Here is a 23,585-nt window from a genome sequence, read left to right as displayed (position 1 = left end):
CGCCTGACCGAAACCCGCACATCCCGACACCCCGCACATCCCGACACAAGGGCACGTCGCGTGAACTATCTGATACGGCGCCTTGCGGCCTTCCCCCTCGTGCTGATCGGGGTTTCGATCGTCGTCTTCATCGCCATCCGTCTCGTGCCGGGCGATGCCATCACCGCGATGCTGGGCACCGAGGCCGGCCTTTTGACGCCGCAGCAGCGCTCGTCGCTCGCTGCCTATTTCGGCATCGACCAACCCTGGCCGGTGCAATACTGGCGCTGGTTCACCGGCCTGTTTTCGGGCGATCTCGGCATTTCCGTCACCTATGGCAAGCCGGTGCTGGCGGTGATCCTCGAGCGTTTCCCGCTGACGCTGGAACTGGCGCTGCTGTCGATGCTGATCGCGCTGGCGATCGGCGTGCCGGCCGGCGTCTTCGCCGCCACCCGCAACGAGCGGCCGGCGGACCTTGGCGTGCGCGTCGCCGCCATGATCGGCCAGTCGACGCCGAGCTTCGTCGTCGGGCTGGTGCTGATCTACATCCTGTCCGCGGGTTTCGGCGTTTTGCCGACGATGGGCGCCTTCACCCCGCTCTGGCAGGATCCGCTGCAGAATCTCGGCCAGATGATCCTGCCTGCGGTCACGCTGGGCTGCGCCTTCGCCGCATCGGTGACGCGGGTGTCGCGCTCGGCCATGCTCGACGTGCTGAGCGACGACTATGTGCGCACGGCGCGGGCCAAGGGCGCGCCGGAACGCAGCGTCATCTGGCGGCACGCGCTGCCCAACGCGCTGGTGCCGGTGGTGACGCTGAGCGGCATCGAATTCGGTTACCTGCTGGGCGGCGCCGTCATCGTCGAGCAGATCTACGCGCTGCCCGGCCTTGGCCGCATGGTGCTGGAAGCGATTTTGCAGCGCGACTACGCGCTGGTGCAGGGCTCGGTGCTGTTCATCGCCCTCAACTTCATGATCGTGAACCTCCTGGTCGACCTCGCCTATGTGGCGCTCGACCCGCGCATTCGCCTGGAAGGCCGGTGATGGGCATGGTCAGAGCCATCTTCGCGCATCCCAGCGGCCGCATCGGCGGCGCGATCGTGCTGGTCTATGTTGTCATCGCGCTGTTCGGCGCCTTCGGCCTGACCCCGCACGATCCGCTGATGCAATACCGCATCGACCGGCTGCACGGGCCGTCTCCCTCCTACTGGATGGGCACCGACCTGTTCGGCCGCGACGTGGCGAGCCGGCTGATGAAGGGAGTGGGCCAATCCTTCACCGTGGCCTTCTTCTCGGTCGCGGCGGCCGCGCTCTCCGGCACGGTGCTCGGCCTCACCGCCGCCTGGTACGGCAAACGCTGGGACACGGTGATGATGCGGCTGATGGACGTGCTGCTGGCTTTCCCCGCAATCCTGTTGGCTCTCTTGGTGGTGACGATCATCGGACCCGGCACCTGGACCAGCGTGGTGGCGATCAGCATCGTCTACACGCCGATCTTCACACGCGTGGTGCGCGGCCCGGCGCTTTCGCTGAAAACCCGCGACTTCGTCGACGCCGCGCGCACCTTCGGCTCCAGCCGTTTCTACATCCTGACCCGCCACCTGCTGCTCAACCTCGTGGCGCCGCTCACCGTGCAGGTGACGCTGGCGCTCGCCTGGGCATTGCTGACGGAGGCGGGCCTGAGCTTCCTCGGCCTCGGCACCCAGCCACCGGCCGCCTCGCTCGGCCTGATGTTGAGCGACAGCCGCAATTTGATGGAACAGGCGCCGTGGCTGCTGGCATTCCCGGCACTGGCCATCATGCTCTCCATCCTGGGCTTCAATCTGCTCGGCGACGCGCTGCGCGACATCCTCGACCCGAAGACGAGGAGGGCGTGAGATGAAACCCATTCTCTCCGTCCGCGACCTGCATGTCAGCTTTGGCCGAGCGCCCGATGCCAAGGAAGTCGTGCATGGCGTGAGCTTCGAGGTTGGCGTCGGCGAGGTGCTGGCGATCGTCGGCGAAAGCGGCTCGGGCAAATCGGTCACCGCGCTGTCGACCAACCGGCTGATCGATTATGCCGGCGGCCGCATCACCAGCGGCACCATCGAGCTGCTGCGCGCCGACGGCACGGTCACCGACATCGGCAGCGCCAGCACGCAGGAACTGACGAAAATCCGCGGCGCCGAAATCGGCGTGATCTTCCAGGAGCCGATGACCTCGCTGAACCCGGTGCTGAGCATCGGCGCGCAGGTGGAAGAAGCGTTCCGGCTGCATCGCGGCCTGACCGGCAGACAAGCCAAAGCGGCGGCGCGCGAGGCACTGGAGCGGGTGCGCATCCCCGATGCGGAGCGGCGCCTGTCGGCCACGCCCGACCAGCTTTCCGGCGGCATGCTGCAGCGGGTGATGATCGCCATGGCGCTGGCCTGCAACCCGCGCCTTTTGATCGCCGACGAGCCGACGACGGCACTCGACGTGACGGTGCAGGCGCAGATCATGGCGCTGCTGGCCGAGCTTCGGCGCGAGACCGGCATGTCGATGATCTTCATCAGCCACGACATCGGCCTGGTGGCCGGCATCGCCGACCGCGTGATGGTGATGCAGGACGGCCACGCGGTCGAACAGGGCGAGCTCGGCCAGATCCTCGACCATCCGCAGCATCCCTATACCAAACATCTTTTGCATGCCGTGCCGCACTTTTCCGGCGGCGACGCGGCACGGACGGACACCATCCGCGCGCAGGCGGACGAGATGCGGCCGACGGTGGCCAAACCGACGCTCGCGGTGGACGATCTCGTCGTGCGTTATCCCTTGAAGAGCGGCTGGCTGAGCCGGCCTTTCGGCGCGGTTCACGCGGTGGATGGCGTCGGCTTCGACCTTTTGCCCGGCGAAACGCTGGCGATCGTTGGCGAAAGCGGCTCGGGCAAGTCGACCACGGCGCGCGCCGTGCTTGGTCTCGTGGCGCCGACGCGCGGCGCGTTCTCGGTCGACGCACATGCGGCGCGGCCCGGACAAAGCCGGCTGCCGGTGCAGATGGTGTTCCAGAACCCCTATGCCTCGCTCAACCCGCGCCTCAGCATCGAGCAGATACTGGGCGAGCCGGTGATCGCCGCCGGCCAGCGCATCGACGCCACTGTGCGCGCCAGGATGACGGCGCTGCTCGCGCGCGTCGGGCTGCCGCAGGACAGCCTGGCGCGTTATCCGCACCAGTTTTCCGGCGGCCAGCGCCAGCGACTGTGCATCGCGCGCGCGCTGATGCTCAACCCCTCGGTGGTGGTGCTGGACGAGGCTGTCTCCGCGCTCGACGTTTCGGTACAGGCACGCGTGCTGGAACTTCTGGTCGACCTGCAGCGCGAATACGGCCTTGCCTATCTATTCATTTCGCACGACATGGCGGTGGTGGAACGTATCGCGCACCGGGTTGCCGTGATGTTTGCCGGCCAGATCGTCGAGATCGGCGAGGCGAAATCGGTGCTGTCCGATCCGCAGCATCCCTACACGAAAAAGCTGATCGGCGCGGTGCCGACCATCGCGCGGCGGCGCCAGCATTTCGAGCTCGATACAAGGCAGGTGCCCTCGCTGGTCAGGCCGCTCGGTTTCGAGCCGCCGCCGGCGACATGGCGCGAATATGGGCGCGACCACAAGGTGCGTGCGGAGGCCTGAAGGGGAACAACAAGGAATGGCCAGCGACGATTTCCGCCAGCGTTTCGACCGTGCCTTTGCCCCGCTGCAGGGGGCGATCGAAGCCGGCCGCATCCCCGGCGGCGTGCTGGGCCTGGCGACGCGCGACGGCCAGCGGCTGACCCGCGCCATCGGGCTGGCGCAACGCGTGCCGGGCGAGCGGCCGATGCGGGAGGACAGCTGGTTCGACCTCGCCTCGCTTACCAAGGTGATCTTCACGACGCCGCGCATCCTGGCGCTGGCCGAGGCAGGCGCGATCGATCTTGATGCGCCCTTGACCACGGCCCTGCCGGACCTGCGCCAATACGATGCCGATGCCTGGGAACGGCAGGTGACGTTCCGCCAGTGCCTCGGCCACCAGACGCCGTTCCCCGCCGTCGCGCCGATCTACACCTATGGCCGCGACCCCGATTTGTTGCGCACCTTCGTGCTGCAACGCGAATGGCGCCGGCTGGACGAGCCGGTCTATTCCGACATCAATTTTATTCTTCTCGGGCTCGCCATGGAGCGGCTGTCCGGCAAGACGATCCGCGCCATGGACGCGGGGCCGGGTTTCGCGTTCTTTGCCGAACCGGAGCGATCGGCGGCGACGGAGGACTGCACCTGGCGCCACCGGGTTTTGAGTGGCGAGGTGCATGACGACAATTGTTCCGCCCTGCAAGGCGCCGGCCATGCCGGGCTGTTCGGCACGGCCGGTTCGGTGCTCGACTTCGCGCAAGGCCTGCTCGACGGCAGCGGCGCCTCGGCAAGCGCCGTCGCGCTGATGCGGAAACCGCTGTCGGCCAGGCGCACACATGGCTGGGAACACGCTTATGCCGGCTGGTCGGGTGGCGATGGTTGCAGTGCCGGCACGATCGGCCATACCGGCTTCACCGGCACCGGGCTGTGGATCGACTTCGACGCAGGCCACGCCTGGACCTTGCTCACCAACCGCATTCACCCGACCCGCCATTTCGACAGCGGCATTGTCGATCTTCGCCGCCAGGTCGGCGACCTCTTGAACGGAGCAGAACCATGAACCCCATCTGGTCGGTCGGGCTGATGACCGGCACCGTGCTCGACGGCAATATCGACGTCGCGCTGTTGAAGACCGACGGCGAACGCATCGAGACTTTCGGGGCCTATGCGCTGGTGCCCTACGACGCCCCCATTCGCCCCATGCTGGAGGAAGCGCAGGCTGCAGCCCGCGTCTGGAATTTCGAGGGGCCGGAACCGGCGATCTTCGCCGAGGCCGAGGCCGCATTGACCCGCGCGCAATCGGCGGCGGTGAAAAAGGTGGTGGAAGAGGCCGGCATGACGATGGCCGAGATCGGCGTCGTCGGCTTCCACGGCCAGACCGTGCTGCATCGCGGCCCGCAGAAGGGCCGGCCTGGCGACACGCGCCAGCTCGGCGACGGCGCGCTGATGCAATCCATTCTCGGCACAAAAGTGGTCTACGACTTCCGCACCGCCGACATCCGCGCCGGGGGCCAGGGCGCGCCGCTGGCGGCGGTCTATCACGCGGCGCTGCTTGGTACGGCCGGCGCGCACGGTGACAGCGCCATCCTCAACCTGGGCGGCGTCGGCAACGTCACCTGGTGGGACGGCAAGGGCGACATCGTCGCCTTCGACACCGGCCCGGCGAACGCCCCGATCAACGACTTCATCAAGGCGCGGGGCTTGGGCGAAATGGATCGCGACGGCGCCCTTGGCGCCGCCGGCAAGGTGGACGAGGCGCGGCTGGCGAAGCTGCTGGAGCACCCCTATCTCGCGGCGCCCTTCCCGAAATCGCTCGACCGCTTCGACTTCACCGCGGCAATGGCCGACGGTTTGAGCGATGAGGACGGCGCCGCCCTGCTCACGGCGTTCAGCGCTTCCTGCGTCGGCAAGGCGCTCGACCTTTTGCCGCGGCGGCCGAAGACGCTGTTCGTGTCGGGCGGCGGCCGCCACAACCCGACATTCATGGCGATGCTGACCAGCCGCGCCGGCGTCGATGCGGTTTCCGCCGACAAGCTCGGCTGGCGCGGCGATGCCGTGGAGGCCGAGTGTTTCGCCTTCCTGGCGGTGCGCGCGCTGCGCGGCCTGCCGATCAGCTTCCCCAGCACCACCGGCGTGCCGAAGCCGATGACCGGCGGACGCATCGCGGGGTGACAGGCGGCCTCGCCTCCCCACTCGCGGGGCGGCGGGTCAGCCTTCTTCGCCGACCCGCAAACTCTTCGCCAAAAAGGTCCGCGTGCGGCCTTTCGGGAAATCCGGCAGGGTTCCGAAGGGCTGATAACCCTGGCGCTGATAGACCTTCAGCGCGGTCGGATTGAAGGTATCGATATAGGCACCGTGGCAGCCGCGCGCGGTGGCCTCGTCCTCGGCCGCCTGCAGCATCCTTGCCGCCATGTTCTGGCCGCGCAGGCTCTCGTCCACCCAGAGCCACTGCACGTAGAGCCAACCCCAGGCGGTGTAGCCGGAGATGCCGGCGGCCAGCCTGCTCTTGTCATCGCGAACCAGCACCGCCAGCGCGCGCCGCTCCGCCGGGCCGACATCCTGAACGTTGAACGCCGCGAGGCTGTCGCCAACGACGGCGAGCACCACGGGGTCGGGGGTCTCGGTGACTTCGATCTTCATGCGGTGCCTTCCAGTCCCTGCCTTACCGGCAAAGCCGATCCGGGACTTGGTGTAGCGGCCTTCGCCGGCCGCTTCAACGGCGCGGCGGTGCTGTTGGCATCGATCGGGCCGATGCCTGCGAAGATCGCGAATAGGCGGACAGGTCCTCCCCCTCAAAGCCGATTGCGCAGCAAGGTCGCGACCACGAAGAGCGCGCCGACCGAGGAGGTGATGATGCCGATCGGCAGTTCCTGCGGCGGCAGCAAGGTGCGGGCCAGGAGATCGCTGGCCAGGAGCAGGACGGCGCCGAAAACCGCGCAGGCAATGACCAGCCGCAGATGGAGCTGTCCGGCGAAACGGCGCGCCAGATGCGGGATCATCAGGCCGACAAAGCCGATGACGCCGGCGACCGAGACGAGGATGGCGGTGGAGAAGGCGGCCGCCAGGAAGGTGAAGGTCCTGAAGCGGGCGACCGGAACGCCGAGGCTTTCGGCGGTGTTCTCGCCGGCCAGGAACGCGTCGAGCCAGCGATGGTAGCGCAGCGCGAAGGCCAGGATGACGGTGGCGCCGAGAAGCGCCAGGCCGATATTGCTCCAGCGGGCGAGACCGAGCCCGCCCATGGTCCAAAACAGCACGGAATGGGCGGCGCGCTGGTCGCCGGCGAAGACCAGGTAATTGGTCAGCGCCGTGAACAGGAACGAGACGGCGAGGCCGGCGAGGATCAGCCGTTCCGGCCCCTGGCCGCGAATGCGGGCGACAAGCAAGAGCACGACGATCGCGGTGAGGATGCCGCCGGCGAAGGCGGCAAGCGGCAAGGTCCAGATGCCGAGCCGGTCGCCGAAGACGGTGATGACCGAAACCGCGCCGGCGGCCGCGCCTGACGACAGGCCGAACAGGAACGGGTCGGCCAGATCGTTGCGCGTCACCGTCTGCAACAGCGCGCCGACGACGCCGAGGCCAGCGCCGACGCAGATGGCGAGGATCGCCCTCGGCAATCTCAAGTCGACGACGATCTTCTCGACCGGCACCGAAACGGCGGCCGCGTCGAGGCCGACGGCGCGCGCAAGTGCCGCGATCACGTCTCCCAACGGAATGACCGTCGAGCCATAGGCGATCGACAGCAGCGCCAGCAGGACAATCAGTGCCGCGCCAATACCGATCGCCGCGCCGTAGGACCTCGTCACGTTCAGAAAGCCTCCGGGTGCATGGCCTTGGCGATCTTGTCGATGGCTTCGATGTTGGCCGGCCCGGGCGTCAGCTCCGCATAACGAAGGGCGACGAAGCGGTTGTTCTTGACCGCGTCCGTTTCCTTCATGGCCGGGTGGCTTTTAAGAAAATCAATCAGCTTCCGGTAGCCGGCCGCATCCTGGTAGTCGAGCAGGACCAGGAATTCCGGGTTCCTGGCGGCGACCGTCTCCCAGTCGGTGTTGCCCCAGCTGGTCTGCATGTCAGCCATGATGTTGGTGCCGCCGGCGGCCTCGATCATCGCGGTCGGAATGGCGAATTTGCCGGCGGTGAAAGGCTTGTCCTCGCCGGAATCGTAGAGGAAGACGCGCGTGCCGCTGCGGTTGCCGACCTTGGCGGTGATAGTGCCAAGCCTTTCCTTCCAGCCGGCGACCAGGGCGTTCGCCTTCTCTTCCTTGCCGAAAATCTTGCCGAGTTTCTCGACGTCGCCAAACAACAGGTCCATCGACGCCGCCGGGCGGTTCTTGTCGACGTGGATACAGCTTTCGGTGAGAAGCAGCGTCTTGATGCCGTGCGGGGCCAGCGTATCAGGCGTCACCTCGCCGCCGGGCTTCATGCCGTAATACCAGCCGGCGAAGAAGAAATCGGGCTCGACCGCGAGCAGGTTTTCCAGCGTCGGATACTTCGGCGCGAGTTCCGGGATCGCGCCCTGGGCGGCCTTGAACGCGGCATCGACCTTGTACCAGCCGGTGATGCCGGTCAGGCCGACGATCTCGGGCTGCAGCCCCAGCGCGAAGGCCATTTCAGACATGTTGAGATCGTTGATGACCGCGCGCTTGGGCGGCGCGTCGAAAGTCAGCGGAACGCCGCAATTGTCGACGGTGACCGGGAAGGCAAAAGCCGCCGATGCAAACAGCGAGAGGGCAAGACCAAGCGCAAGACGTTTCATGGGAACTCCGTTGGGATTGTTCAGCGGGAAAGGCGGATCGGAACGTCGAAGACCGTCAGTTCGCGGTCCCGTTCTTCCGGATGGGGGAACCGCAACACGTCGATCGAAAAGACCTCGCGCACCAGAGCGGGCGTCAGCGTCTCGACCGGCGAGCCGAGCGCGCGCAACCGCGCCTTGTCCATGACGGCGACATGGGTGGCAAAGGGCGCGACCAGCGGCAGGTCGTGCAAGACGGTGACGACGGCGATGCCCAGCCTGGCAACGAATTCGAGCAATTCGCCGCGCGCGCGGGGGTCGAGGTGATTGGTCGGCTCGTCGAGGAACAGCACGGTCGGCCGCTGCGCGATGGCGCGGGCAAGCTGGGCGCGCTGGCGCTCGCCGCCGGAGAGTGAGCCCATGGCGCGCGCTTGCAGCGGCAGCAGGCCGGTCTGACCAAGCGCATCGACAACGATGTCGCGCTCGTCCGCCTGGCCATGCAGGCTGGCATGCGGGATGCGACCGAGCCCGACATAGTCGAGGACGGACAGGCGTGGGTCCGGCTGGTCGGACTGGCCGACGACGGCGATCCTGCGCGCCCGCTCGGCCATCGACAGCCGGTCGAGCCGTTGGCCCTCGAGGCTGACCGTGCCCCGGCTCGGGCGCAGCATGCCGCACAGCATGCGCAAAAGCGTCGTCTTGCCGGCGCCGTTGGGGCCGATGATGGCGAGCCTTTCACCGGCTGCCAGGTCGATGCCGACTTCCTCGACGAGGCTGACGCCGGTTTCAGGCCGGTAACAAAGGCCGCGGGCCTGAAGAACCGGCCCGTTCATGGCAGAACGTCCGATGCGACGCGTGAGGTGCGTGGCGAGACCGACGCGGCCGCCGCGCGGCATACGCGTTTGCGTCGAAGAGCAGCAATACCTTCCACCGATCTCTCTTTCGATCAGGCGCGGAAGGATGGCCGGGATGACGGCAGACGCCGCCCTCTAAGCTTCCTCCCGGCACACCCCGTCCGGTCAACTCGTTGCGATGGCAGGTCTCCTGGCTCGCGGGTCTCGGCTCGGTCCTGCCTTCCCGGCCTGTCGGCCAGTGGCGTATTTCGGACTTTGCTACCGCTTACAGTTGCGGGGGCAGCCATGGCCTCGGCCCGAAGAGCCTCACCATGTTCCCTTTTCACCCCGGACCTTTCGATTCGGGGAACCATCGTCGGGCACCCTATTGGGGCGGCCGCCGCGTGGCAATGGCCATTCATGCTCGCCCGCGGAGCCGGCGGCGGGCCGATCGCCGGGCGGCGTATAACGAACGCGCGGGCGGTGGCAGTCGCAGTCGATATGGCTCCGGGCGGTGAACAGTTTGCGCAGCGAAGCGATGATCATGCCGCCTGCCCTTCCCAGTTCGGGAACGGATCGGACATGTCGCGCCACAGCTCCGGCGCGAAGACCGGACAATCGACGAGGCAGGCATCGAGCTCGGCCCGGATATGGACCTCGTTCATGGGATTGCAGCCGATGAAGACCAGTTCCTGGCGGCGGTCGCCCCACATTGGATCGAGATAGGGCAGCATGGCGTCCCGCCATTCATTGCTGTCGGGCCAGCGGTTGCGGGGAACTGCGGCCCACCACAGGCCGCGCCTGCCGGTTTTGACCAGCGCGCCGGCCTGGCTCAGTTCGCCGACATGGCTTGGCCGCGTCGCCAGCCAGAAAAAACCCTTGGCGCGCACCACGCCCGGCCACGGCCGGCTGACGAATGCCTTCAGCTTCATTGGATCGAAGGGGCGGCGCTCGCGATAGACAAAGGAGCGGATGCCGTATTCCTCGGTCTCGGGCATGTGGTCCTTGAAGCCGTTCAGCTCCTTGAACCAGAGCGGGTGCTGTTCGGCGCGTTCGAAATCGAAGCGGCCGGTGTCGAGCACCTTGCCGAGCGGGACGCGGCCGAAATCCGCCTCGATCAGTTCGGCCTCGGGGTTGAGCGCACGGACGATCTTGCGCGCCAGTTCGCGATCGGGCGCGGCGCAGGCCGAGACCTTGTTGAGCACGACGACATCGGCGAATTCGATCTGCTCGACCAGCAGATCGACCAGAGCGCGCTCGTCGGATGCGCCGAGCGAAGCGCCGCGATCGCGCAGGAAGTCGGCGGAGGAATAGTCTCGCAACAGGTTTGCCGCGTCGACCACGGTGACCATGGTGTCGAGGCGGCAGACGTCGGACAGGCTGGCGCCCGTCTCGTCGCGGAATTCGAAGGTGGAGGCGACGGGCAGCGGCTCCGAAACGCCAGTGGATTCGATCAGCAGATAGTCGAACCGCCCCTGCTCGGCGAGCTGGCGCACCTCCTTCAACAGATCGTCGCGCAGCGTGCAGCAGATGCAACCATTGGTCATCTCAACCAGCTGCTCGTTGGTGCGCGACAGGTTGGCGCCGCCGTCGCGGACGAGCGCGGCATCGATGTTGACCTCGCTCATGTCGTTGACGATGACTGCGACGCGGCGGCCCTCGCGGTTGTGCAGGATGTGGTTGAGAAGCGTCGTCTTGCCCGCCCCCAGGAAGCCGGAGAGCACGGTGACGGGAAGGCGGTTTGGACTGGGTTGGGGCATGGCTGCTTTCCGGGGATGACGATGAGGTCTGCGGCGGGTGAGGCAAAGGGTGCGGACGGGCCGTGTCGTCACGTCCGGCATCGGTGCCCGCCTTGGCGAGGTAGTTTTGTTATAACGTAACATATTTTGAAAAGGCAAGCCTCGGTTTGAAATCTCCTGTGTCGGCGGAATTGTCGTGCGGGTCTTCGGCACGGCCCGCGCGACATGACGTCGGCAATTGCGTGTGCGCAACTGTCGGTCAGGCCTTCGGGGTGAATGTCGCTAGCAGCCCGCGCAACTGCTCGACCGATTTCAGCATGTCCTGATCCGACAGCGCGCCGAAGCCCAGGACAAAACCCTGCTTGCGGGGCGTGCCCTCGTAGAAGGCGGAAAGCGGCACCAGGGTCAGGCCGAGCTTTTCGCCCGCCCTTGCCAAAGCCTGGTCGTCGATCCCTCGGAGAGTGTTTTCGTCCAGTTCCACGATGACATGCTGGCCGCATTCGCTGTTTGACACTTTCAGCCAGGCGGACAGATTGTTTTCGAGCAGCTCTACGAAACGCGCGCGACGAAGCGAATAATGTCGCCGCATCTTGCGCAGATGGCGGGTGAAATGACCGCGTTCCATGAAGCGGGCAAGCGCCAGCTGGCTTGCGGCCGGTGCGTGGTTGCCGGTCGCCGCGCGGACGTTGCACAGCGGATCGACAAGGGGCTTCGGAACAACGAGATAGGCAAGCCGCAAGGCGGGAAACAGCATCTTGGAAAAGGAACCGAGATGAATGACGCGCTCGCCGCCATCCAGGCCCTGCAGCGCCGGCAGCGGATTGCCCAGATGCCGGTATTCGCTGTCGTAATCGTCCTCCAGGACCCAGGCACCGACCGCGCGCGCCGCCGCAAGCAGCGAAAACCGCCTCGCCGGGCTCATCGTCATGCCGAGCGGAAACTGGTGGCACGGTGTTGCGCAGATCAACCTTGCCCCGGACCACTCGGCGCTGTCGGCCGGGACGATCAACCCCTCCCCGTCAACGGGCTTTGGGCGAACGGACAGTCCCCATGAGGCAAGCACGCTCTTCAGGCCGCTGTAGCCCGGCTCTTCGACAATCGCTTCATCATTCGGCGCAAAAAGGGCGCGGCACAGGAGATCAATGCCATCCTGGGCGCCGCCGACAATGAAGACCTGATCGTCCTCGCAGCGGACATTCCTGGCGGCCCTCAGATAGGCGGCGACCACTGAGCGCAGCTGCGCGTTTCCGCGTGGATCGTCGTGTTCCGCCAGCTGATGACGCGTCGTTCGCGACGCGGCAGCGACGCATTGCGCCCACGCCTTGGCTGGAAAGGCCTCGGACGAAGGCAAGCCCGGCGTGAAGGCCGGATTGCGGGATTGCGGCGCCAATGCGTGGCGCAGCGTAGCCTGGCCGCGCGCGGACAGCACCGACCCGGGCCGTGCTTCCGGCACGTCGGCGCCAGGCGCCGGCTGCGTCGAACTGCGTTCGGGAAGCATGCGGGAGACGAAGGTTCCGGCGCCGGCCCGCGCCTCCAGATAGCCCTCGGCGACGAGTTGGCTCAACGCTTCAGCGACGGTGTTGCGGGAGATGTCCAGCTCCAGCGCCAGATTGCGGGACGAAAGCAACCGGGTTCCCGGCGGCAGCTCTCCGGCGAGGATCTTCGCGCGCAGCTGGTGATAGAGCTGGCGCCCGAGCGAACGTCCCTGCCGCCGGTCGATGCCGAGCGGTGCCAGTTCACCCATATTCGTTGCCATCATTGTCCCCGCGACGCGTTCAAGACCAATGGCCCATGAAATCCGATATTTTCTGGAACTGGAAGTGGGACAAGATAACGCTTCAACATGCGGACAGCCGCTGATGACCAGCGGCCGACATCTGGAGAAGCGACAATGGCCATTGGCACCGAATCCGCACTGTATCAAACCATCCACCGGCAGCCCGCCGACCTGAGAAGGGTTCTCTCGGAAGAGTGGAAGCCGGCGGCGGAAGCGGCCACGATATTGGCCGGTGCGCGGCGCGTGTTCCTGGCCGGCATGGGCACGAGTTATTGCGCGGCCCTGGCCGGCGCCTGGATGCTTCGCGCCGCCGGCGCCGATGCCCGGCCGGTCAATTCCTACGACCTCGCATGCTACACGGATGCCTATCGGCCGTCGGAAAAGGACGTGTTCATCATCCTGTCTCACACCGGCGTGAAGCACTATTCGCGTGTGCTGTTCGATGTCGCCAGGCAGGCGCGCTGCCGCGTCGTGGCCATTGCCGGAACCGAGGCGGCGATCGGCGATGCCGATGCGGTGCTGCGCACGACGCAGCGCGAGACTTCGGCTGCCTACACCTCGTCCCACCTCTGCGCCATGGCGGCCATCGCCCAGATCGCAACCGAACTGGGGGATATCCGTCGATCTGACGGGACCGCCGGTTTCCGCCGATGCCTGGAGGCGATGCCGAGCCAGGTCGAGGAGGTGATCGAGCGCGGCGAAGAACTGGCGCCGTTCGCGCGCCGCTCGGCCAGCCGCGCGAACTACGCGGTCGGCGCCGGGCCCAACGAAGCGTCGGCCTGGGAAGTGGTGATCAAGGTTCGCGAGGCTGCTTTCGGCAAGATAGACGGGCTCGGGCTGGAGCAATATCTGCATGGCCCGGTCGTATCGCTCAACGCCGGCGACGGCGTGCTTCTGGTGAACTACCCCGGCGCCTCGACACGCCGCGTCAACGTGGCCGCCAGGGTCTTCGACATGATCGGCGCCGACATGCTCGTTCTGGGAGACGCACCGGAGCAGCCGACCGACGCCGCCGTCTTCCCCCTGCCCTCCACCGACGAACATCTCTCGCCGATGCTGTCGCTGCTGCCGATGCAGTTCTTCGCCTATCACATGGCGGCGGCCCAGGGCGTCAATCCCGACATGGCGCGTCGTGACACGCCAAAATACCACGCCGCGATTGCCGAACTGCTCAGGGCCTGAGGGGCGAAGCGATCCGAGACAAGGGCAGGTGGTCGTGGGTGATCCGGGTCACTCAGGAAATTGACGGTGAACGACCTTCGGAAGCCGGGGCATGGACCTGGTCGGCCATTGCGTCTTTATGCTCCCGATGCATAGTCAGGTTCGTCCAACGCGTTTTCGTCCGGCAATGGTCTAGCGACTGATCGCGCCGGACGAAAACGCGGTGGCGGTCGCGTTGCCCTTGCTCGGCATCGCCAGAATGCGTTTCGCGAACGGAGGCGCTGTTCAAGCCCTCCTCTAATCAACACCCCAGTCTCCCCGGCAGTTGGACCGCGTTGCTGGATCCCGCTTCCGTCGGAGCTCGCGAACGCAGCCCCCACTTGACTTGTTTTTATACAATGTCTAATATTGCACATAGTTCAATTATTGCCGCAAGGTTGAACCCGCCGAGCACCGGAGCAACTAACATAGGCACTCCTCGGCCAGGGATCAGTCCAGCAAAACGACGGCGATGCATCGCCAAGCCGGCGTAGTTGGACGCGAATTAGACGTCACTCGCATTTAGACATTGTATATTTTTGGAACACGCCATGGCCAGCAGACCGCAACTCGGGAAAAGTCAGCGCACACGTCTTCGTATCGCCGAGACCGCCCACGCGCTGTTCGAGCGCCACGGCTTCGACGCCGTGACCATGGAACAGATCGCCATCGAAGCCGACGTCGTACGCGGAACGCTTTACAACCACTTCCCGGTGAAGGAGGCCGTGCTCGTCGAATGGATGCACCTACGCCTGGCCGAAGATTTGGCCCCTTTGATAGGGCAGGTCATGACGCAGCGTTCATTTTCGGCCCGCATCTCGACCCTGCTGGACGCGTCCGCGTTATGGTGGGAGCAGCACCGGCAATACGCAGCCGCCTATCTCCGCTTTCGCTTCCAGCAATTGAAGCAAGGAGAGGCTGGGCAGACGTCCTCCGACATGGCCGCCGCCTATGCGGCTCTCATCGCCAAAGCCCAGGAGGTTGACGAAGTGCGCGTCGACGAATCCGCCATCCGGCTCGCCAACTATCTGCATTTCCTCATTCTCTACGCACTGATGACTTGGCTTGAAAGCCCGACGGCATCGTTGCGCGATGAGCTCGCGCATGCGTTCGAGTTCTTCATGCTCGGCGCGAAACCTCGTTGATCCATTTCCTCTTTTCATTGCGAGAAACAATATGACCATCAACTGGCCTGTAGCCGTTTGCGCCCTGATCGTCGCCGTCATCGGCGCGATGCACCTGGTGTACACGCTGTTCGGAACCGAACTTCATCCTCGCGAAGAAACGGCGCTGAAAACACTCCGCAGCGCGACACTGCGCGTCAGTCCCGGCGCATCGATGTGGCGCGCCTGGATTGGCTTCAACGCGAGCCACAGCCTGGGCCTGATCCTGTTCGGCGCGATTTACGGCTATCTGGCCTTGTTGCAGCCCGCGGTGCTCGAACTCCCCGCCTTGTCCGCGGTCGGCGCGGGGTTCCTGGCCACAATCGTGCTGATTGCAAAGCGTTTCTGGTTCAGCGTGCCTTTCATCATCATGTCCGTAGCCTTGGTGCTCTATCTGGCCGGAATGGTGATGGCGCACGGATGACCCGACGCGTCGGCTGACTTTCGAATTTCCAGACACCCCCGCCTTCAATTTTGGCGACGCGTTCTCCGTGGCCATCTCCGGCCATGGCCGCCACCCGCTGCGGGCGACCGGCACCGGCGCCCGCATCGCCTGCGAGCCGCCTTCCACGGCCATTCAGTCCCATTCCATTCCCTTCACTCATGGAGAGCCAGATGAAAACCGCCTCGCCCCAGCCTGTCGATCGCGCCCTCCTCGCCTGCGGCGTTGCGACTGCCCCGGTCTTCTACGCCGTCGTTGCCCTGCAACTGGCGCTGAGGCCGAGCCATGACATTCGGACCCAGCCTCTCAGCCTTCTTGCGCTGGGTGAGCTCGGCTGGATCCAGATCGCCAACTTTCTTTTGACCGGTTTTCTGGCGCTCGCTGGCGCGGTTGGGCTGCGCCGGGTTTTGCGTGACCAGCGCGGGAGCAGTGCTGGCCCCATCCTCGTCGGCCTTTACGGCCTTGGCATGATTGGGGCCGGATTGTTCGGCCCCGACCCGCTCCCTTCCCCGGGCCAAGCGCCGCAGATAAGCGCCACCGGCGCCTTGCATCTGGTGGCATTCCTGGTCTCGTTCCTGTCACTGATCGCGGCTTGCTTCGTCCTTGCGCGCCGGTTCAGTGCCGCGGGCAAGCCCGGCTGGATGGTCTACAGCATCGCCACGGCCCTGCTTGCCCCGGCGCTTGTTGCGACAGGCATAGCCAATCCTTCCTTTGCCGGTGTGATTATCGGAGGCGCCGGCGTCGTGCTCTTCGGCTGGTTTTCGCTCGTCTCTTTCGAGCTTCGCGACTCAAACGTCGTGTCGTGAGACTTGCCCAGCGCGGCACCAATTCGTCTTCCTGGACCACGCCCTTATTGGTCCTGAAAAAGGCTACGCGCGCCGGCATCGAACGAAGCGCAGGCTGCAACTGAATTGCAAGTTGCAGCCCTGAATCGGAAAATCCGCCCGGGACATCAACCGCCTCGTCACAGCGCGTGTCATCGCTCTTGAATTAATTGAACGTTCGTTTTATTATCCTCCAATCGGGAGGAGACGATGGCGAGAACAACGGGCTCTGACGGCGGCAGGACGCAGGCGGCGATCCGGGATGCGGCGCTGTCGCTGATCGCGCGTCACGGCTACGAGGCCGTCTCCATGCGCCAGCTGGCCGCCGAGGTGGGCGTGCAGGCCGCCGCGCTCTACCGCTATTTCCCGACCAAGGAAGACCTGCTCTACACGCTGATGCAGGACCATATGAACGGGCTGATCGCGGCCTGGGAAGGCGCACGCCCCGCCACGGTCGACCCGACGGCGCGGCTTGCCGCCTATGTCGAAAACCACATCGCCTTCCACATCGAGCGCCGCTCCTCGACGCATGTCTCCAACATGGAACTGCGCAGCCTCGCGCCGGAGCGGCTGACCCACATCCTGAAACTGCGCACGGCTTACGAGAAGGAATTGCGCACCATCCTGCGCGACGGCGCCGAGAAGGGCGTCTTTGCCGTCGACGATATCGGCCTCACCGCCATGGCACTGATCCAGATGATGACCGGCGTCATCGTCTGGTACCGGCCGGGCGAGCGGCTGTCGATCGACGGCGTCACCGAAACCTACCTATCCATGACCATGCGCCTTGTCGGCGCGCCACAGCCTGCTGGGGAGCAAAGGCATGTACACGCACACGCTTAATTTCGGATTGAACGAGGACGTCGAGGCAATCCGAGACCTGACGCGGCGCTTTGCCCAGGACAGGATCGCGCCGCTGGCGGCCGAGATCGATACCAGCAACGAATTTCCGCCGCATCTTTGGCCCGAACTCGGCGCACTCGGCCTGCTCGGCATGACCGCCGATCCGGACTATGGCGGCTCGGGCATGGGCTATCTGGCGCATGTGGTGGCGATGGAGGAGATCAGCCGTGCCTCGGCCTCGGTCGGGCTCTCCTACGGTGCGCATTCCAACCTGTGCGTCAACCAGATCAACCGCTGGGCAACGCCGGCGCAGAAGGAAAAATACCTGCCCAAGCTCTGTTCGGGCGAGCATGTCGGCGCGCTCGCCATGTCGGAGCCGGGTGCCGGCTCGGACGTGGTGTCGCTGCGCCTGCGCGCCGACAAGAAGAACGACCGCTATGTGCTGAACGGCACCAAGATGTGGATCACCAACGGCCCCGACGCCGAGACCATGGTGGTTTATGCCAAAACCGACCCGGAGCGGCATTCGCGCGGCATCACCGCTTTCATCATCGAGAAGAGCTTTGCGGGGTTCTCGGTGGCGCAGAAGCTGGACAAGCTCGGCATGCGCGGCTCCAACACCGGCGAACTGGTGTTCGAAAACGTCGAGGTGCCATTCGAGAACGTGCTGCACGAGGAAGGGCGCGGCGTGGAGGTTTTGATGTCCGGCCTCGACTATGAGCGCACGGTGCTGGCCGGCGGCCCGCTCGGCATCATGGCCGCCTGCATGGACGTGGCGATGCCCTATGTGCACGAGCGCAAGCAGTTCGGCCAGCAGATCGGCACCTTCCAGCTGGTGCAGGGCAAACTCGCCGACATGTATACGACCATGAATGCCTGCCGCGCTTACGTCTATGCCGTGGCGGCCGCCTGCGACCGCAAGGAGACGACCCGCAAGGACGCCGCCGGCTGCATCCTTTTTGCCGCGGAAAAGGCGACCTTGATGGCGCTGGACGCGATCCAGCTGCTTGGCGGCAACGGCTACATCAACGACTATGCGACCGGCCGCCTGCTGCGCGACGCCAAGTTGTACGAGATCGGCGCCGGCACCTCAGAAATCCGCCGCTGGCTGATCGGCCGCGAGATGATGGCGGAGGCGATCTGAGATGAAGCCCGCGCGACATTTCCGCCGCGCGGGCTGTCTTCTAGCGCTCGGACAGCGCGATGGCTTTCGCTTTCGCCCATCGGCCAAGCACCTGACGCTCTTCAGCGGTGGCCAGGCGATTACCGTGGCCGCGCACCTGCACCACATGGTGCTGGCGATTGAGCTCGATGGTGAGCAGACGCTTGATGTTGCCCTCCACGCAGCGACGCAACGACCAGATCGAAGCCTGCCCGGAGATGCACTTCTGCGCGTAGCTGGACACGCAGTGATGCATGGCGCGGGACTCGGCCACGAGCTCGTCGGCGGTGACGAGTTGCGTCACCGTGAACTGCTCCTTACGCACGCGCACCTCCCCCGCCGTCGGCTTCCAGCTCCAGTCGTCGAGCGGCGAACCGGCCCAACGCCCCTCGGGCTCGCCGCCCGCTGCCCGGAAGGCCCGGCGCCGGGCCGCCTCGATGCGAGCGATAGTCTCGAGGTCGCGATGCCACTCGGCCATCTGGCGCTGCAGCGAGGCGAGCGTACGGCCGTTGAGGCTGTAGCCGGGCTCCCGCTCGCGCCGCGCGGCAAGGTAGTCGCAGAGATCGTCGATCTCCGCGATGGTCGCCACGTTCACGCAGAAGAAGCGTGCCACCTCGCGCCAGAAGACGAAGCCGGCACGCGGCGTCCGCGCGATCTTCGAACGGGCAATGCGCAGCGCCGAGCCGAGGTCGCCGGTGTAGGAGCGGGCCACGGCCAGCCAGATCGCCTCGTCGAAACCGAGATCGCCGGGCGAGTTGAGGAACCAGTGGACTTCCTTGCGGGAAAGCCACGTTCGCGCCTCCTCCTTCCACAGCGAACGACCGCGCGCGGCAACCACGTACCAGCGCCGGCGCAGCGCGATTTCGTCGGCGTCGAGACCGGAACCGTCGAGCCAGATTTCTTCCAGCGCATAGGGAACCGGGTAGAGCGCGAAGAGATGGCGTGCCGCGGCCAGCTGCAGGCGTGCGGCATCGCGCGTCTTCAACATGGGGCGCCATGCCTCGGGTTCGCGGGCCATGACGCCGGCGAACCCTTGCCCGGCGTCGTTCAGCGCACGCGCGAAGTCCGGAGCCGGACGCGGCGCGCGCTGGACACGCCGCAGCGTCGCTTCATAGCAGGCAATGCGTTCGCGCTCGGCCTCGCGCCGGCGCTTGATCGTGGACTTGGCCATGGCCGTTCATCCTTGGTGAAACCCTGTCAGCCGGACGCGCGTCGAGCGCCGGCACGGAATGTGTCGATCTCGGTCTCGCGGTCATGGACGGGTCTCCTTTCGGTTGAACGGGGCGGCTCTCTAGGCCGCCAACGGATTTCGGGCAAGTGCGGAAAGAGTATTGTTTCCAATGCGATAAGTGCCTGTTGCATTCGCGCAACTGAGGCTTTGGACAAACCGGTGGCGTCGGCGGGGAGCACCTGGCTCCCCGCCGTTTCAGTTGAAGCCGCGCGGCGCTTCGAACGTCGGCTTCACCACCACCTGGTGCGCGTCGCGCCACAGCACTTCGCGGTGGCGGTCGATCCTGACCGCCCGCACCGGCAAGCCGCCCTCTTCGATCAGCCAGGCGCAATAATGCGCCCGGGCGATCATCTCGCGCGCGTCGTGGTCGAACCAGCACACGCCCCAGATCGAGTTGCGCCGCTTGAAATGGCGCGCCACCCGGCCCGGCACCGGCAGGTGCTCGTTGAACCATTCGAACTCGTCGTAGAGCTCGCGCAGAATCCAGTCCGGCGCGCCGATCCGGTGGAGATACCAGGACGCCCGGAAGAAGCCGGTCTCCACCCGGCTGTCGGGGTGGATAAGCGGCGTGACGAACCGCACATACATGATGACACTGGCGGCGCCGCGCGCCGCTCCTCAAACTTGCTGATGTTTCTGGCTAAAAAGTCGCCGCCCTCAGGCGGCTTGCTCGCACGCCCGAGGCAGACATTCGCGGGAAAGCAGAATTCTGCTTTTCATCGTCGCCTCCATCACAGTGTCATGCGCGACCAGACAGACGAGGCTTCGCGCGGGGCGTGGCCAATACATCGAAACGATTTGCGCCGCAAGGCCGGTCTGCCGAGAAATCGCGACGAAACTATAGTAAAACGCCGAAATGTTCCCTATAAGTTCCTCATACGTTCAAATGGAGCGTATTGGGGGGACATCATGAAACTGAAACAGCTCTTGAAGCTATTGATCCCGCTCGGGCTTCTGGTCGCGGTTCCGCTCGCGGTTTCGAGCCCGGTCTCGGCGGCGCAGCAGCAGGGTTATGCAACGGTCGAGCAGCTGGCGGCGGCGGTAGAAAAGCGCCTGCGCAAGGATGGCCGCTTTGTCGACATCAAGCCCAATCCCGACGACCCCGCGCAGATCGATCTTTCGCGCAAGAACGGCGAAGGCGGCCGCATCCGCATCGACGTGACCTACCTGCTCGACCAGGTCCGGGGCCTTCCACCGGCGGAGGCCGGAGAAGCGATCGAGACCTTCATCGGCGCTTTCGCCACCCTGCAAGAGGGGTACACCAGCGATCCGGCGCGGATTTTCGCCAATGTGCGCTCCAAGGGCTACCTCATGCAAAGCGGGGGAGACCTGACAAAGCGCGCGGTTTTCCAGGAACTGGCTGGCGATCTGATCGTGCTCTACCAGATGGACGAGCCGACGGCGCTGCGCACGCTCGACCGCTCGGAAACCGGCGGCCGCAGCCTCGAGGAACTTGCCGAACTCGGCCGCAAGAACCTGAAAGAGCAGATCAAGAAGGTGATCGAGCAGCGGATCGGCGACGATGTGTCGGTGTTCGAGATCGACGGCAATGCGCCGCTTTCGGCCGCCCTGCTGCTGTCGGACTGGTTCCACGGTTATGTCGCCAAGAGATTCCCCGGCGGCTATTTTCTGGGCGTGCCGGAGCGCGACTTCGTCATCGCGTTCAACAAGAATGCGCCGCAAGGGCTGCAAATGGCGCGCCAGCTCATGGACGAGTTCACCAAGGACGACCAGAATATCATGTCGCCGCTGCTTTACGAGCGGCGCGGCGGCAAGCTCGCGGTCGTGCACGAACCCATTTGAAACGAGGTCTTAATGCCAGCGCTCACCTCTTCGGTCTCCACCTCCTCCGAAACCTTCCGCGCCAATGCCGAGCGCATGCGGGCGCTGGTCGCCGACATTTCGGACAAGGCGGCAACGGTCCAACGCGGCGGGACGGAAGAGGCGCGCGCCCGCCACACCCAGCGCGGCAAGCTGTTGCCTCGCGACCGGCTGGCGCAACTCCTGGACACCGGCTCGCCCTTCCTGGAGATCGGCCAGTTCGCCGCCTGGGGCATGTATGACGATGCCATTTCCGCCGCCGGCATGATCGCCGGCATCGGACGCATCGAAGGCCGCGAGGTGATGGTGGTGGTGAACGACGCTACCGTGAAGGGTGGTACCTATTATCCCGTCACGGTGAAGAAGCACCTCAGGGCGCAGGAGATCGCGCTGCAGAACAGGTTGCCTTGCGTCTATCTGGTCGATTCCGGCGGCGCCAACCTGCCCAACCAGGACGAGGTGTTTCCCGACCGCGAGCATTTCGGCCGCATCTTCTACAACCAGGCCAATATGAGCGCCGCCGGCATCCCGCAGATCGCCTGCGTGATGGGTTCCTGCACGGCCGGCGGCGCCTATGTACCGGCGATGGCGGATGAATCGATCATGGTGCGCAAGCAAGCGACCATCTTCCTCGGCGGCCCGCCGCTGGTTAAGGCGGCGACCGGCGAGGATGTCAGCGCCGAGGAACTGGGCGGCGCCGATTTGCACACGCGCCAAAGCGGCGTCGCCGACCACTATGCGATGGACGACGAACACGCGCTGGCGATCTGCCGCCGCATCGTGCGCAACCTCAACCGCAAAAAGGAGAGCGGCCTCGACTTGCGCCAGCCCGTGGCGCCGCTCTACGACCCACGCGAAATCCTCGGCATCGTGCCGACGGATCTGCGCCAGCCCTATGACGTGCGCGAGGTGATCGCGCGCATCGTCGACGGCTCGGAGCTGGACGAGTTCAAGCAGAATTACGGCACCACGCTGGTCACCGGCTTTGCCCATATCCATGGCATGCCTGTCGGCATCATCGCCAACAATGGCGTGCTGTTTTCGGAGAGCGCTGTGAAGGGCGCACATTTCATCGAACTGTGCTGCCAGCGCAAGATCCCGCTGGTGTTCCTGCAGAACATCACCGGCTTCATGGTCGGCAAGAAATACGAGGCCGGCGGCATCGCCAAGGATGGCGCCAAGCTGGTGACGGCGGTGGCGACCGCGCAGGTGCCGAAGGTGACGATGATCATCGGCGGCTCGTTCGGCGCCGGCAATTACGGCATGTGCGGGCGCGCCTATTCGCCCCGCTTCCTGTGGATGTGGCCCAATGCGCGCATCTCGGTGATGGGCGGCGAGCAGGCGGCGATGGTGCTGGCGCTGGTGCGGCGCGAGAACATCGAGCGCAAGGGCGGCAGCTGGACGGCCGCGGAAGAGGCCGAATTCAAGCGCCCAACGCTGGAAAAATACGAGCGCGAGGGCCACCCGCTCTATTCATCCGCAAGGCTTTGGGACGACGGCATCATCGACCCGGTAAGGTCACGCGAGGTGCTGGCGCTTTCGCTGTCGGCCGCGCTCAACGCGCCGATCCCCGACACGAAATTCGGCGTGTTCAGGATGTGACGCCGTGCACTTGTTTTCACCGAAGCCAATACAGTGCTGTTCAAATGGGCCAGTCGAAGAATTGCATTGCCCGACAGCGACAATTTCTTCTATTGATTACGGTGTTCAATATTGGGCACATGGGGATAAATTTGCGACATCTTCGTTCTTTGAATATTTCCGTTCTGGCTTGCATGCTTCTTGCAGCGACTTCAAACATAACAACCGCCGGATCATTGGCGGGAAATCAGGGCGACAAGCGGTTCCCTCCGACTTTGCCGGACAATCCGAAAGACCCCTGCACCAAAGCGTGGAAGGCCTATGTGGCGGCTGGAGGCCACTCAGCCTACGCAATCACGCCCTATTCTCGCGTGCGGGATATCTTCGTCATTTGCGGCAATTCGTTGAACGCAAAGACGCAGGCGGCTGCGGAAGAAAAGGCGATGGCAAGCTGCGTGAGGACCCGCGACAGTTACAAGGGCAAGATCAACATAGGCGGCAGCTGCGAGATCGCGGCTTCGAAGTAAGCCGCGCGCGTCTCTCCGGCCGCAAAGCCGCGTTGCTAAGTCCAGCTGCGTGCCGGCCTTGCCATGATGGTGGCGGCCGGCACTACGGGGCAAGTGTCGATGCTCGGCCCGAGCGCCGC

Annotated in this window: 22 protein-coding genes and 1 riboswitch; of the genes, 14 read left to right on the top strand and 8 right to left on the bottom strand. The window is 65.3% G+C overall.

Annotation, left to right across the window (positions count from 1 at the left end; translation table 11 throughout):
• Positions 1–60: 60 nt before the first annotated feature.
• From QFZ88_RS22865 to QFZ88_RS22845, 5 genes are read left to right on the top strand one after another with little or no spacing between them, the layout of a single operon-like run.
• Positions 61–1,020: an ABC transporter permease gene (locus tag QFZ88_RS22865; protein ID WP_024925435.1), complete on the top strand. Its 960-nt coding sequence runs from the start codon at positions 61–63 to the stop codon at positions 1,018–1,020.
• Positions 1,020–1,853, top strand: a complete 834-nt coding sequence (locus QFZ88_RS22860; RefSeq protein WP_024925436.1) for an ABC transporter permease — start codon at positions 1,020–1,022, stop codon at positions 1,851–1,853. The genes QFZ88_RS22865 and QFZ88_RS22860 overlap by 1 nt, the downstream gene beginning before the upstream one ends.
• 1 nt (position 1,854) lies before the next feature.
• Positions 1,855–3,618, top strand: a complete 1,764-nt coding sequence (locus QFZ88_RS22855) for an ABC transporter ATP-binding protein (RefSeq protein WP_024925437.1) — start codon at positions 1,855–1,857, stop codon at positions 3,616–3,618.
• Between the two features lie 16 nt (positions 3,619–3,634).
• Positions 3,635–4,654: a serine hydrolase domain-containing protein gene (locus QFZ88_RS22850; RefSeq protein ID WP_024925438.1), complete on the top strand. Its 1,020-nt coding sequence runs from the start codon at positions 3,635–3,637 to the stop codon at positions 4,652–4,654.
• Positions 4,651–5,766, top strand: coding sequence for an anhydro-N-acetylmuramic acid kinase (locus QFZ88_RS22845; protein ID WP_024925439.1), 1,116 nt, complete (start codon positions 4,651–4,653; stop codon positions 5,764–5,766). The genes QFZ88_RS22850 and QFZ88_RS22845 overlap by 4 nt, the downstream gene beginning before the upstream one ends.
• 36 nt (positions 5,767–5,802) lie before the next feature.
• On the opposite strand, the gene QFZ88_RS22840 is transcribed toward QFZ88_RS22845, so the two are convergent.
• The 6 genes from QFZ88_RS22840 to QFZ88_RS22815 all read right to left on the bottom strand — a co-directional run bounded on the left by QFZ88_RS22840 (position 5,803) and on the right by QFZ88_RS22815 (position 12,654).
• Entirely contained in the window at positions 5,803–6,234 is a 432-nt protein-coding gene (locus QFZ88_RS22840; RefSeq protein ID WP_024925440.1) for a GNAT family N-acetyltransferase, read from the bottom strand.
• 152 nt (positions 6,235–6,386) lie between these two features.
• Complete coding sequence (locus QFZ88_RS22835) at positions 6,387–7,397, bottom strand: FecCD family ABC transporter permease (protein WP_024925441.1); 1,011 nt, start codon at positions 7,395–7,397, stop codon at positions 6,387–6,389.
• 2 nt (positions 7,398–7,399) lie between these two features.
• A complete protein-coding gene (locus tag QFZ88_RS22830; protein ID WP_024925442.1) occupies positions 7,400–8,347 on the bottom strand; it encodes an ABC transporter substrate-binding protein in 948 nt (315 codons plus the stop codon).
• Positions 8,348–8,367: 20 nt separating this feature from the next.
• Entirely contained in the window at positions 8,368–9,156 is a 789-nt protein-coding gene (locus QFZ88_RS22825; protein WP_024925443.1) for an ABC transporter ATP-binding protein, read from the bottom strand.
• A gap of 183 nt (positions 9,157–9,339) precedes the next feature.
• Positions 9,340–9,546: riboswitch (cobalamin riboswitch) on the bottom strand.
• 152 nt (positions 9,547–9,698) lie between these two features.
• Entirely contained in the window at positions 9,699–10,916 is a 1,218-nt protein-coding gene (gene zigA / locus QFZ88_RS22820; RefSeq protein WP_024925445.1) for a zinc metallochaperone GTPase ZigA, read from the bottom strand.
• Between the two features lie 238 nt (positions 10,917–11,154).
• Positions 11,155–12,654 (bottom strand): PLP-dependent aminotransferase family protein, encoded by a 1,500-nt coding sequence (locus tag QFZ88_RS22815; RefSeq protein ID WP_051512108.1) that lies wholly within the window; start codon positions 12,652–12,654, stop codon positions 11,155–11,157.
• A 132-nt stretch (positions 12,655–12,786) separates the two neighbouring features.
• On the opposite strand from QFZ88_RS22815, the gene QFZ88_RS22810 reads away from it, so the two are divergent.
• The 6 genes from QFZ88_RS22810 (at position 12,787) to QFZ88_RS22785 (ending at position 18,288) form a co-directional block, all read left to right on the top strand.
• The gene (locus QFZ88_RS22810) at positions 12,787–13,854 is read left to right on the top strand and encodes an SIS domain-containing protein (RefSeq protein ID WP_024925447.1); all 1,068 of its coding nucleotides are present in this window, start codon (positions 12,787–12,789) and stop codon (positions 13,852–13,854) included.
• A 569-nt stretch (positions 13,855–14,423) separates the two neighbouring features.
• A complete protein-coding gene (locus QFZ88_RS22805; RefSeq protein WP_024925448.1) occupies positions 14,424–15,017 on the top strand; it encodes a TetR/AcrR family transcriptional regulator in 594 nt (197 codons plus the stop codon).
• Between the two features lie 31 nt (positions 15,018–15,048).
• A complete protein-coding gene (locus tag QFZ88_RS22800) occupies positions 15,049–15,459 on the top strand; it encodes an LIC_13387 family protein (protein WP_024925449.1) in 411 nt (136 codons plus the stop codon).
• 191 nt (positions 15,460–15,650) lie between these two features.
• A complete protein-coding gene (locus tag QFZ88_RS22795; protein WP_036254882.1) occupies positions 15,651–16,283 on the top strand; it encodes a DUF998 domain-containing protein in 633 nt (210 codons plus the stop codon).
• Between the two features lie 228 nt (positions 16,284–16,511).
• Positions 16,512–17,144, top strand: coding sequence for a TetR/AcrR family transcriptional regulator (locus QFZ88_RS22790; protein WP_024925451.1), 633 nt, complete (start codon positions 16,512–16,514; stop codon positions 17,142–17,144).
• Positions 17,125–18,288 (top strand): isovaleryl-CoA dehydrogenase, encoded by a 1,164-nt coding sequence (locus tag QFZ88_RS22785; RefSeq protein ID WP_024925452.1) that lies wholly within the window; start codon positions 17,125–17,127, stop codon positions 18,286–18,288. The genes QFZ88_RS22790 and QFZ88_RS22785 overlap by 20 nt, the downstream gene beginning before the upstream one ends.
• 40 nt (positions 18,289–18,328) lie before the next feature.
• Here QFZ88_RS22785 and QFZ88_RS22780 read toward each other — a convergent pair whose 3' ends face one another.
• A complete protein-coding gene (locus tag QFZ88_RS22780) occupies positions 18,329–19,477 on the bottom strand; it encodes a PcfJ domain-containing protein (protein WP_024925453.1) in 1,149 nt (382 codons plus the stop codon).
• A gap of 255 nt (positions 19,478–19,732) precedes the next feature.
• Positions 19,733–20,125: a hypothetical protein gene (locus QFZ88_RS22775; RefSeq protein WP_024925454.1), complete on the bottom strand. Its 393-nt coding sequence runs from the start codon at positions 20,123–20,125 to the stop codon at positions 19,733–19,735.
• 321 nt (positions 20,126–20,446) lie between these two features.
• On the opposite strand from QFZ88_RS22775, the gene QFZ88_RS22770 reads away from it, so the two are divergent.
• The 3 genes from QFZ88_RS22770 to QFZ88_RS22760 are packed head-to-tail and all read left to right on the top strand — an operon-like array spanning position 20,447 to position 23,466.
• A complete protein-coding gene (locus QFZ88_RS22770) occupies positions 20,447–21,340 on the top strand; it encodes a hypothetical protein (protein ID WP_024925455.1) in 894 nt (297 codons plus the stop codon).
• Positions 21,341–21,352: 12 nt separating this feature from the next.
• Positions 21,353–22,960, top strand: a complete 1,608-nt coding sequence (locus QFZ88_RS22765) for a carboxyl transferase domain-containing protein (RefSeq protein WP_024925456.1) — start codon at positions 21,353–21,355, stop codon at positions 22,958–22,960.
• Positions 22,961–23,004: 44 nt separating this feature from the next.
• Positions 23,005–23,466 carry a hypothetical protein gene (locus QFZ88_RS22760; protein WP_244431233.1) on the top strand — a complete coding sequence of 154 codons (462 nt, stop codon included), beginning with the start codon at positions 23,005–23,007 and terminating at the stop codon, positions 23,464–23,466.
• The last annotated feature ends 119 nt before the right edge of the window (positions 23,467–23,585 follow it).

Source organism: Mesorhizobium sp. YL-MeA3-2017 (assembly GCF_030814575.1).
Lineage (GTDB): Bacteria > Pseudomonadota > Alphaproteobacteria > Rhizobiales > Rhizobiaceae > Mesorhizobium > Mesorhizobium terrae.
The sequence above is the reverse complement of the archived record's forward strand: the minus strand, read 5'-3'. Positions and strand labels throughout refer to the sequence as shown.

Excerpts from the sequence above, each read along its gene's own strand:
- QFZ88_RS22840 (WP_024925440.1), bottom strand. The coding sequence starts at position 6,234 with ATGAAGATCGAAGTCACCGAGACCCCCGACCCCGTGGTGCTCGCCGTC.
- QFZ88_RS22765 (WP_024925456.1), top strand. The coding sequence starts at position 21,353 with ATGCCAGCGCTCACCTCTTCGGTCTCCACCTCCTCCGAAACCTTCCGC.
- QFZ88_RS22790 (WP_024925451.1), top strand. The coding sequence starts at position 16,512 with ATGGCGAGAACAACGGGCTCTGACGGCGGCAGGACGCAGGCGGCGATC.
- QFZ88_RS22845 (WP_024925439.1), top strand. The coding sequence starts at position 4,651 with ATGAACCCCATCTGGTCGGTCGGGCTGATGACCGGCACCGTGCTCGAC.
- QFZ88_RS22815 (WP_051512108.1), bottom strand. The coding sequence starts at position 12,654 with ATGATGGCAACGAATATGGGTGAACTGGCACCGCTCGGCATCGACCGG.
- QFZ88_RS22770 (WP_024925455.1), top strand. The coding sequence starts at position 20,447 with ATGAAACTGAAACAGCTCTTGAAGCTATTGATCCCGCTCGGGCTTCTG.
- QFZ88_RS22860 (WP_024925436.1), top strand. The coding sequence starts at position 1,020 with ATGGGCATGGTCAGAGCCATCTTCGCGCATCCCAGCGGCCGCATCGGC.
- QFZ88_RS22780 (WP_024925453.1), bottom strand. The coding sequence starts at position 19,477 with ATGGCCAAGTCCACGATCAAGCGCCGGCGCGAGGCCGAGCGCGAACGC.
- QFZ88_RS22800 (WP_024925449.1), top strand. The coding sequence starts at position 15,049 with ATGACCATCAACTGGCCTGTAGCCGTTTGCGCCCTGATCGTCGCCGTC.
- QFZ88_RS22795 (WP_036254882.1), top strand. The coding sequence starts at position 15,651 with ATGAAAACCGCCTCGCCCCAGCCTGTCGATCGCGCCCTCCTCGCCTGC.
- QFZ88_RS22805 (WP_024925448.1), top strand. The coding sequence starts at position 14,424 with ATGGCCAGCAGACCGCAACTCGGGAAAAGTCAGCGCACACGTCTTCGT.
- QFZ88_RS22825 (WP_024925443.1), bottom strand. The coding sequence starts at position 9,156 with ATGAACGGGCCGGTTCTTCAGGCCCGCGGCCTTTGTTACCGGCCTGAA.
- QFZ88_RS22855 (WP_024925437.1), top strand. The coding sequence starts at position 1,855 with ATGAAACCCATTCTCTCCGTCCGCGACCTGCATGTCAGCTTTGGCCGA.
- QFZ88_RS22830 (WP_024925442.1), bottom strand. The coding sequence starts at position 8,347 with ATGAAACGTCTTGCGCTTGGTCTTGCCCTCTCGCTGTTTGCATCGGCG.
- QFZ88_RS22760 (WP_244431233.1), top strand. The coding sequence starts at position 23,005 with ATGGGCCAGTCGAAGAATTGCATTGCCCGACAGCGACAATTTCTTCTA.
- zigA (WP_024925445.1), bottom strand. The coding sequence starts at position 10,916 with ATGCCCCAACCCAGTCCAAACCGCCTTCCCGTCACCGTGCTCTCCGGC.
- QFZ88_RS22785 (WP_024925452.1), top strand. The coding sequence starts at position 17,125 with ATGTACACGCACACGCTTAATTTCGGATTGAACGAGGACGTCGAGGCA.
- QFZ88_RS22850 (WP_024925438.1), top strand. The coding sequence starts at position 3,635 with ATGGCCAGCGACGATTTCCGCCAGCGTTTCGACCGTGCCTTTGCCCCG.
- QFZ88_RS22810 (WP_024925447.1), top strand. The coding sequence starts at position 12,787 with ATGGCCATTGGCACCGAATCCGCACTGTATCAAACCATCCACCGGCAG.
- QFZ88_RS22775 (WP_024925454.1), bottom strand. The coding sequence starts at position 20,125 with ATGTATGTGCGGTTCGTCACGCCGCTTATCCACCCCGACAGCCGGGTG.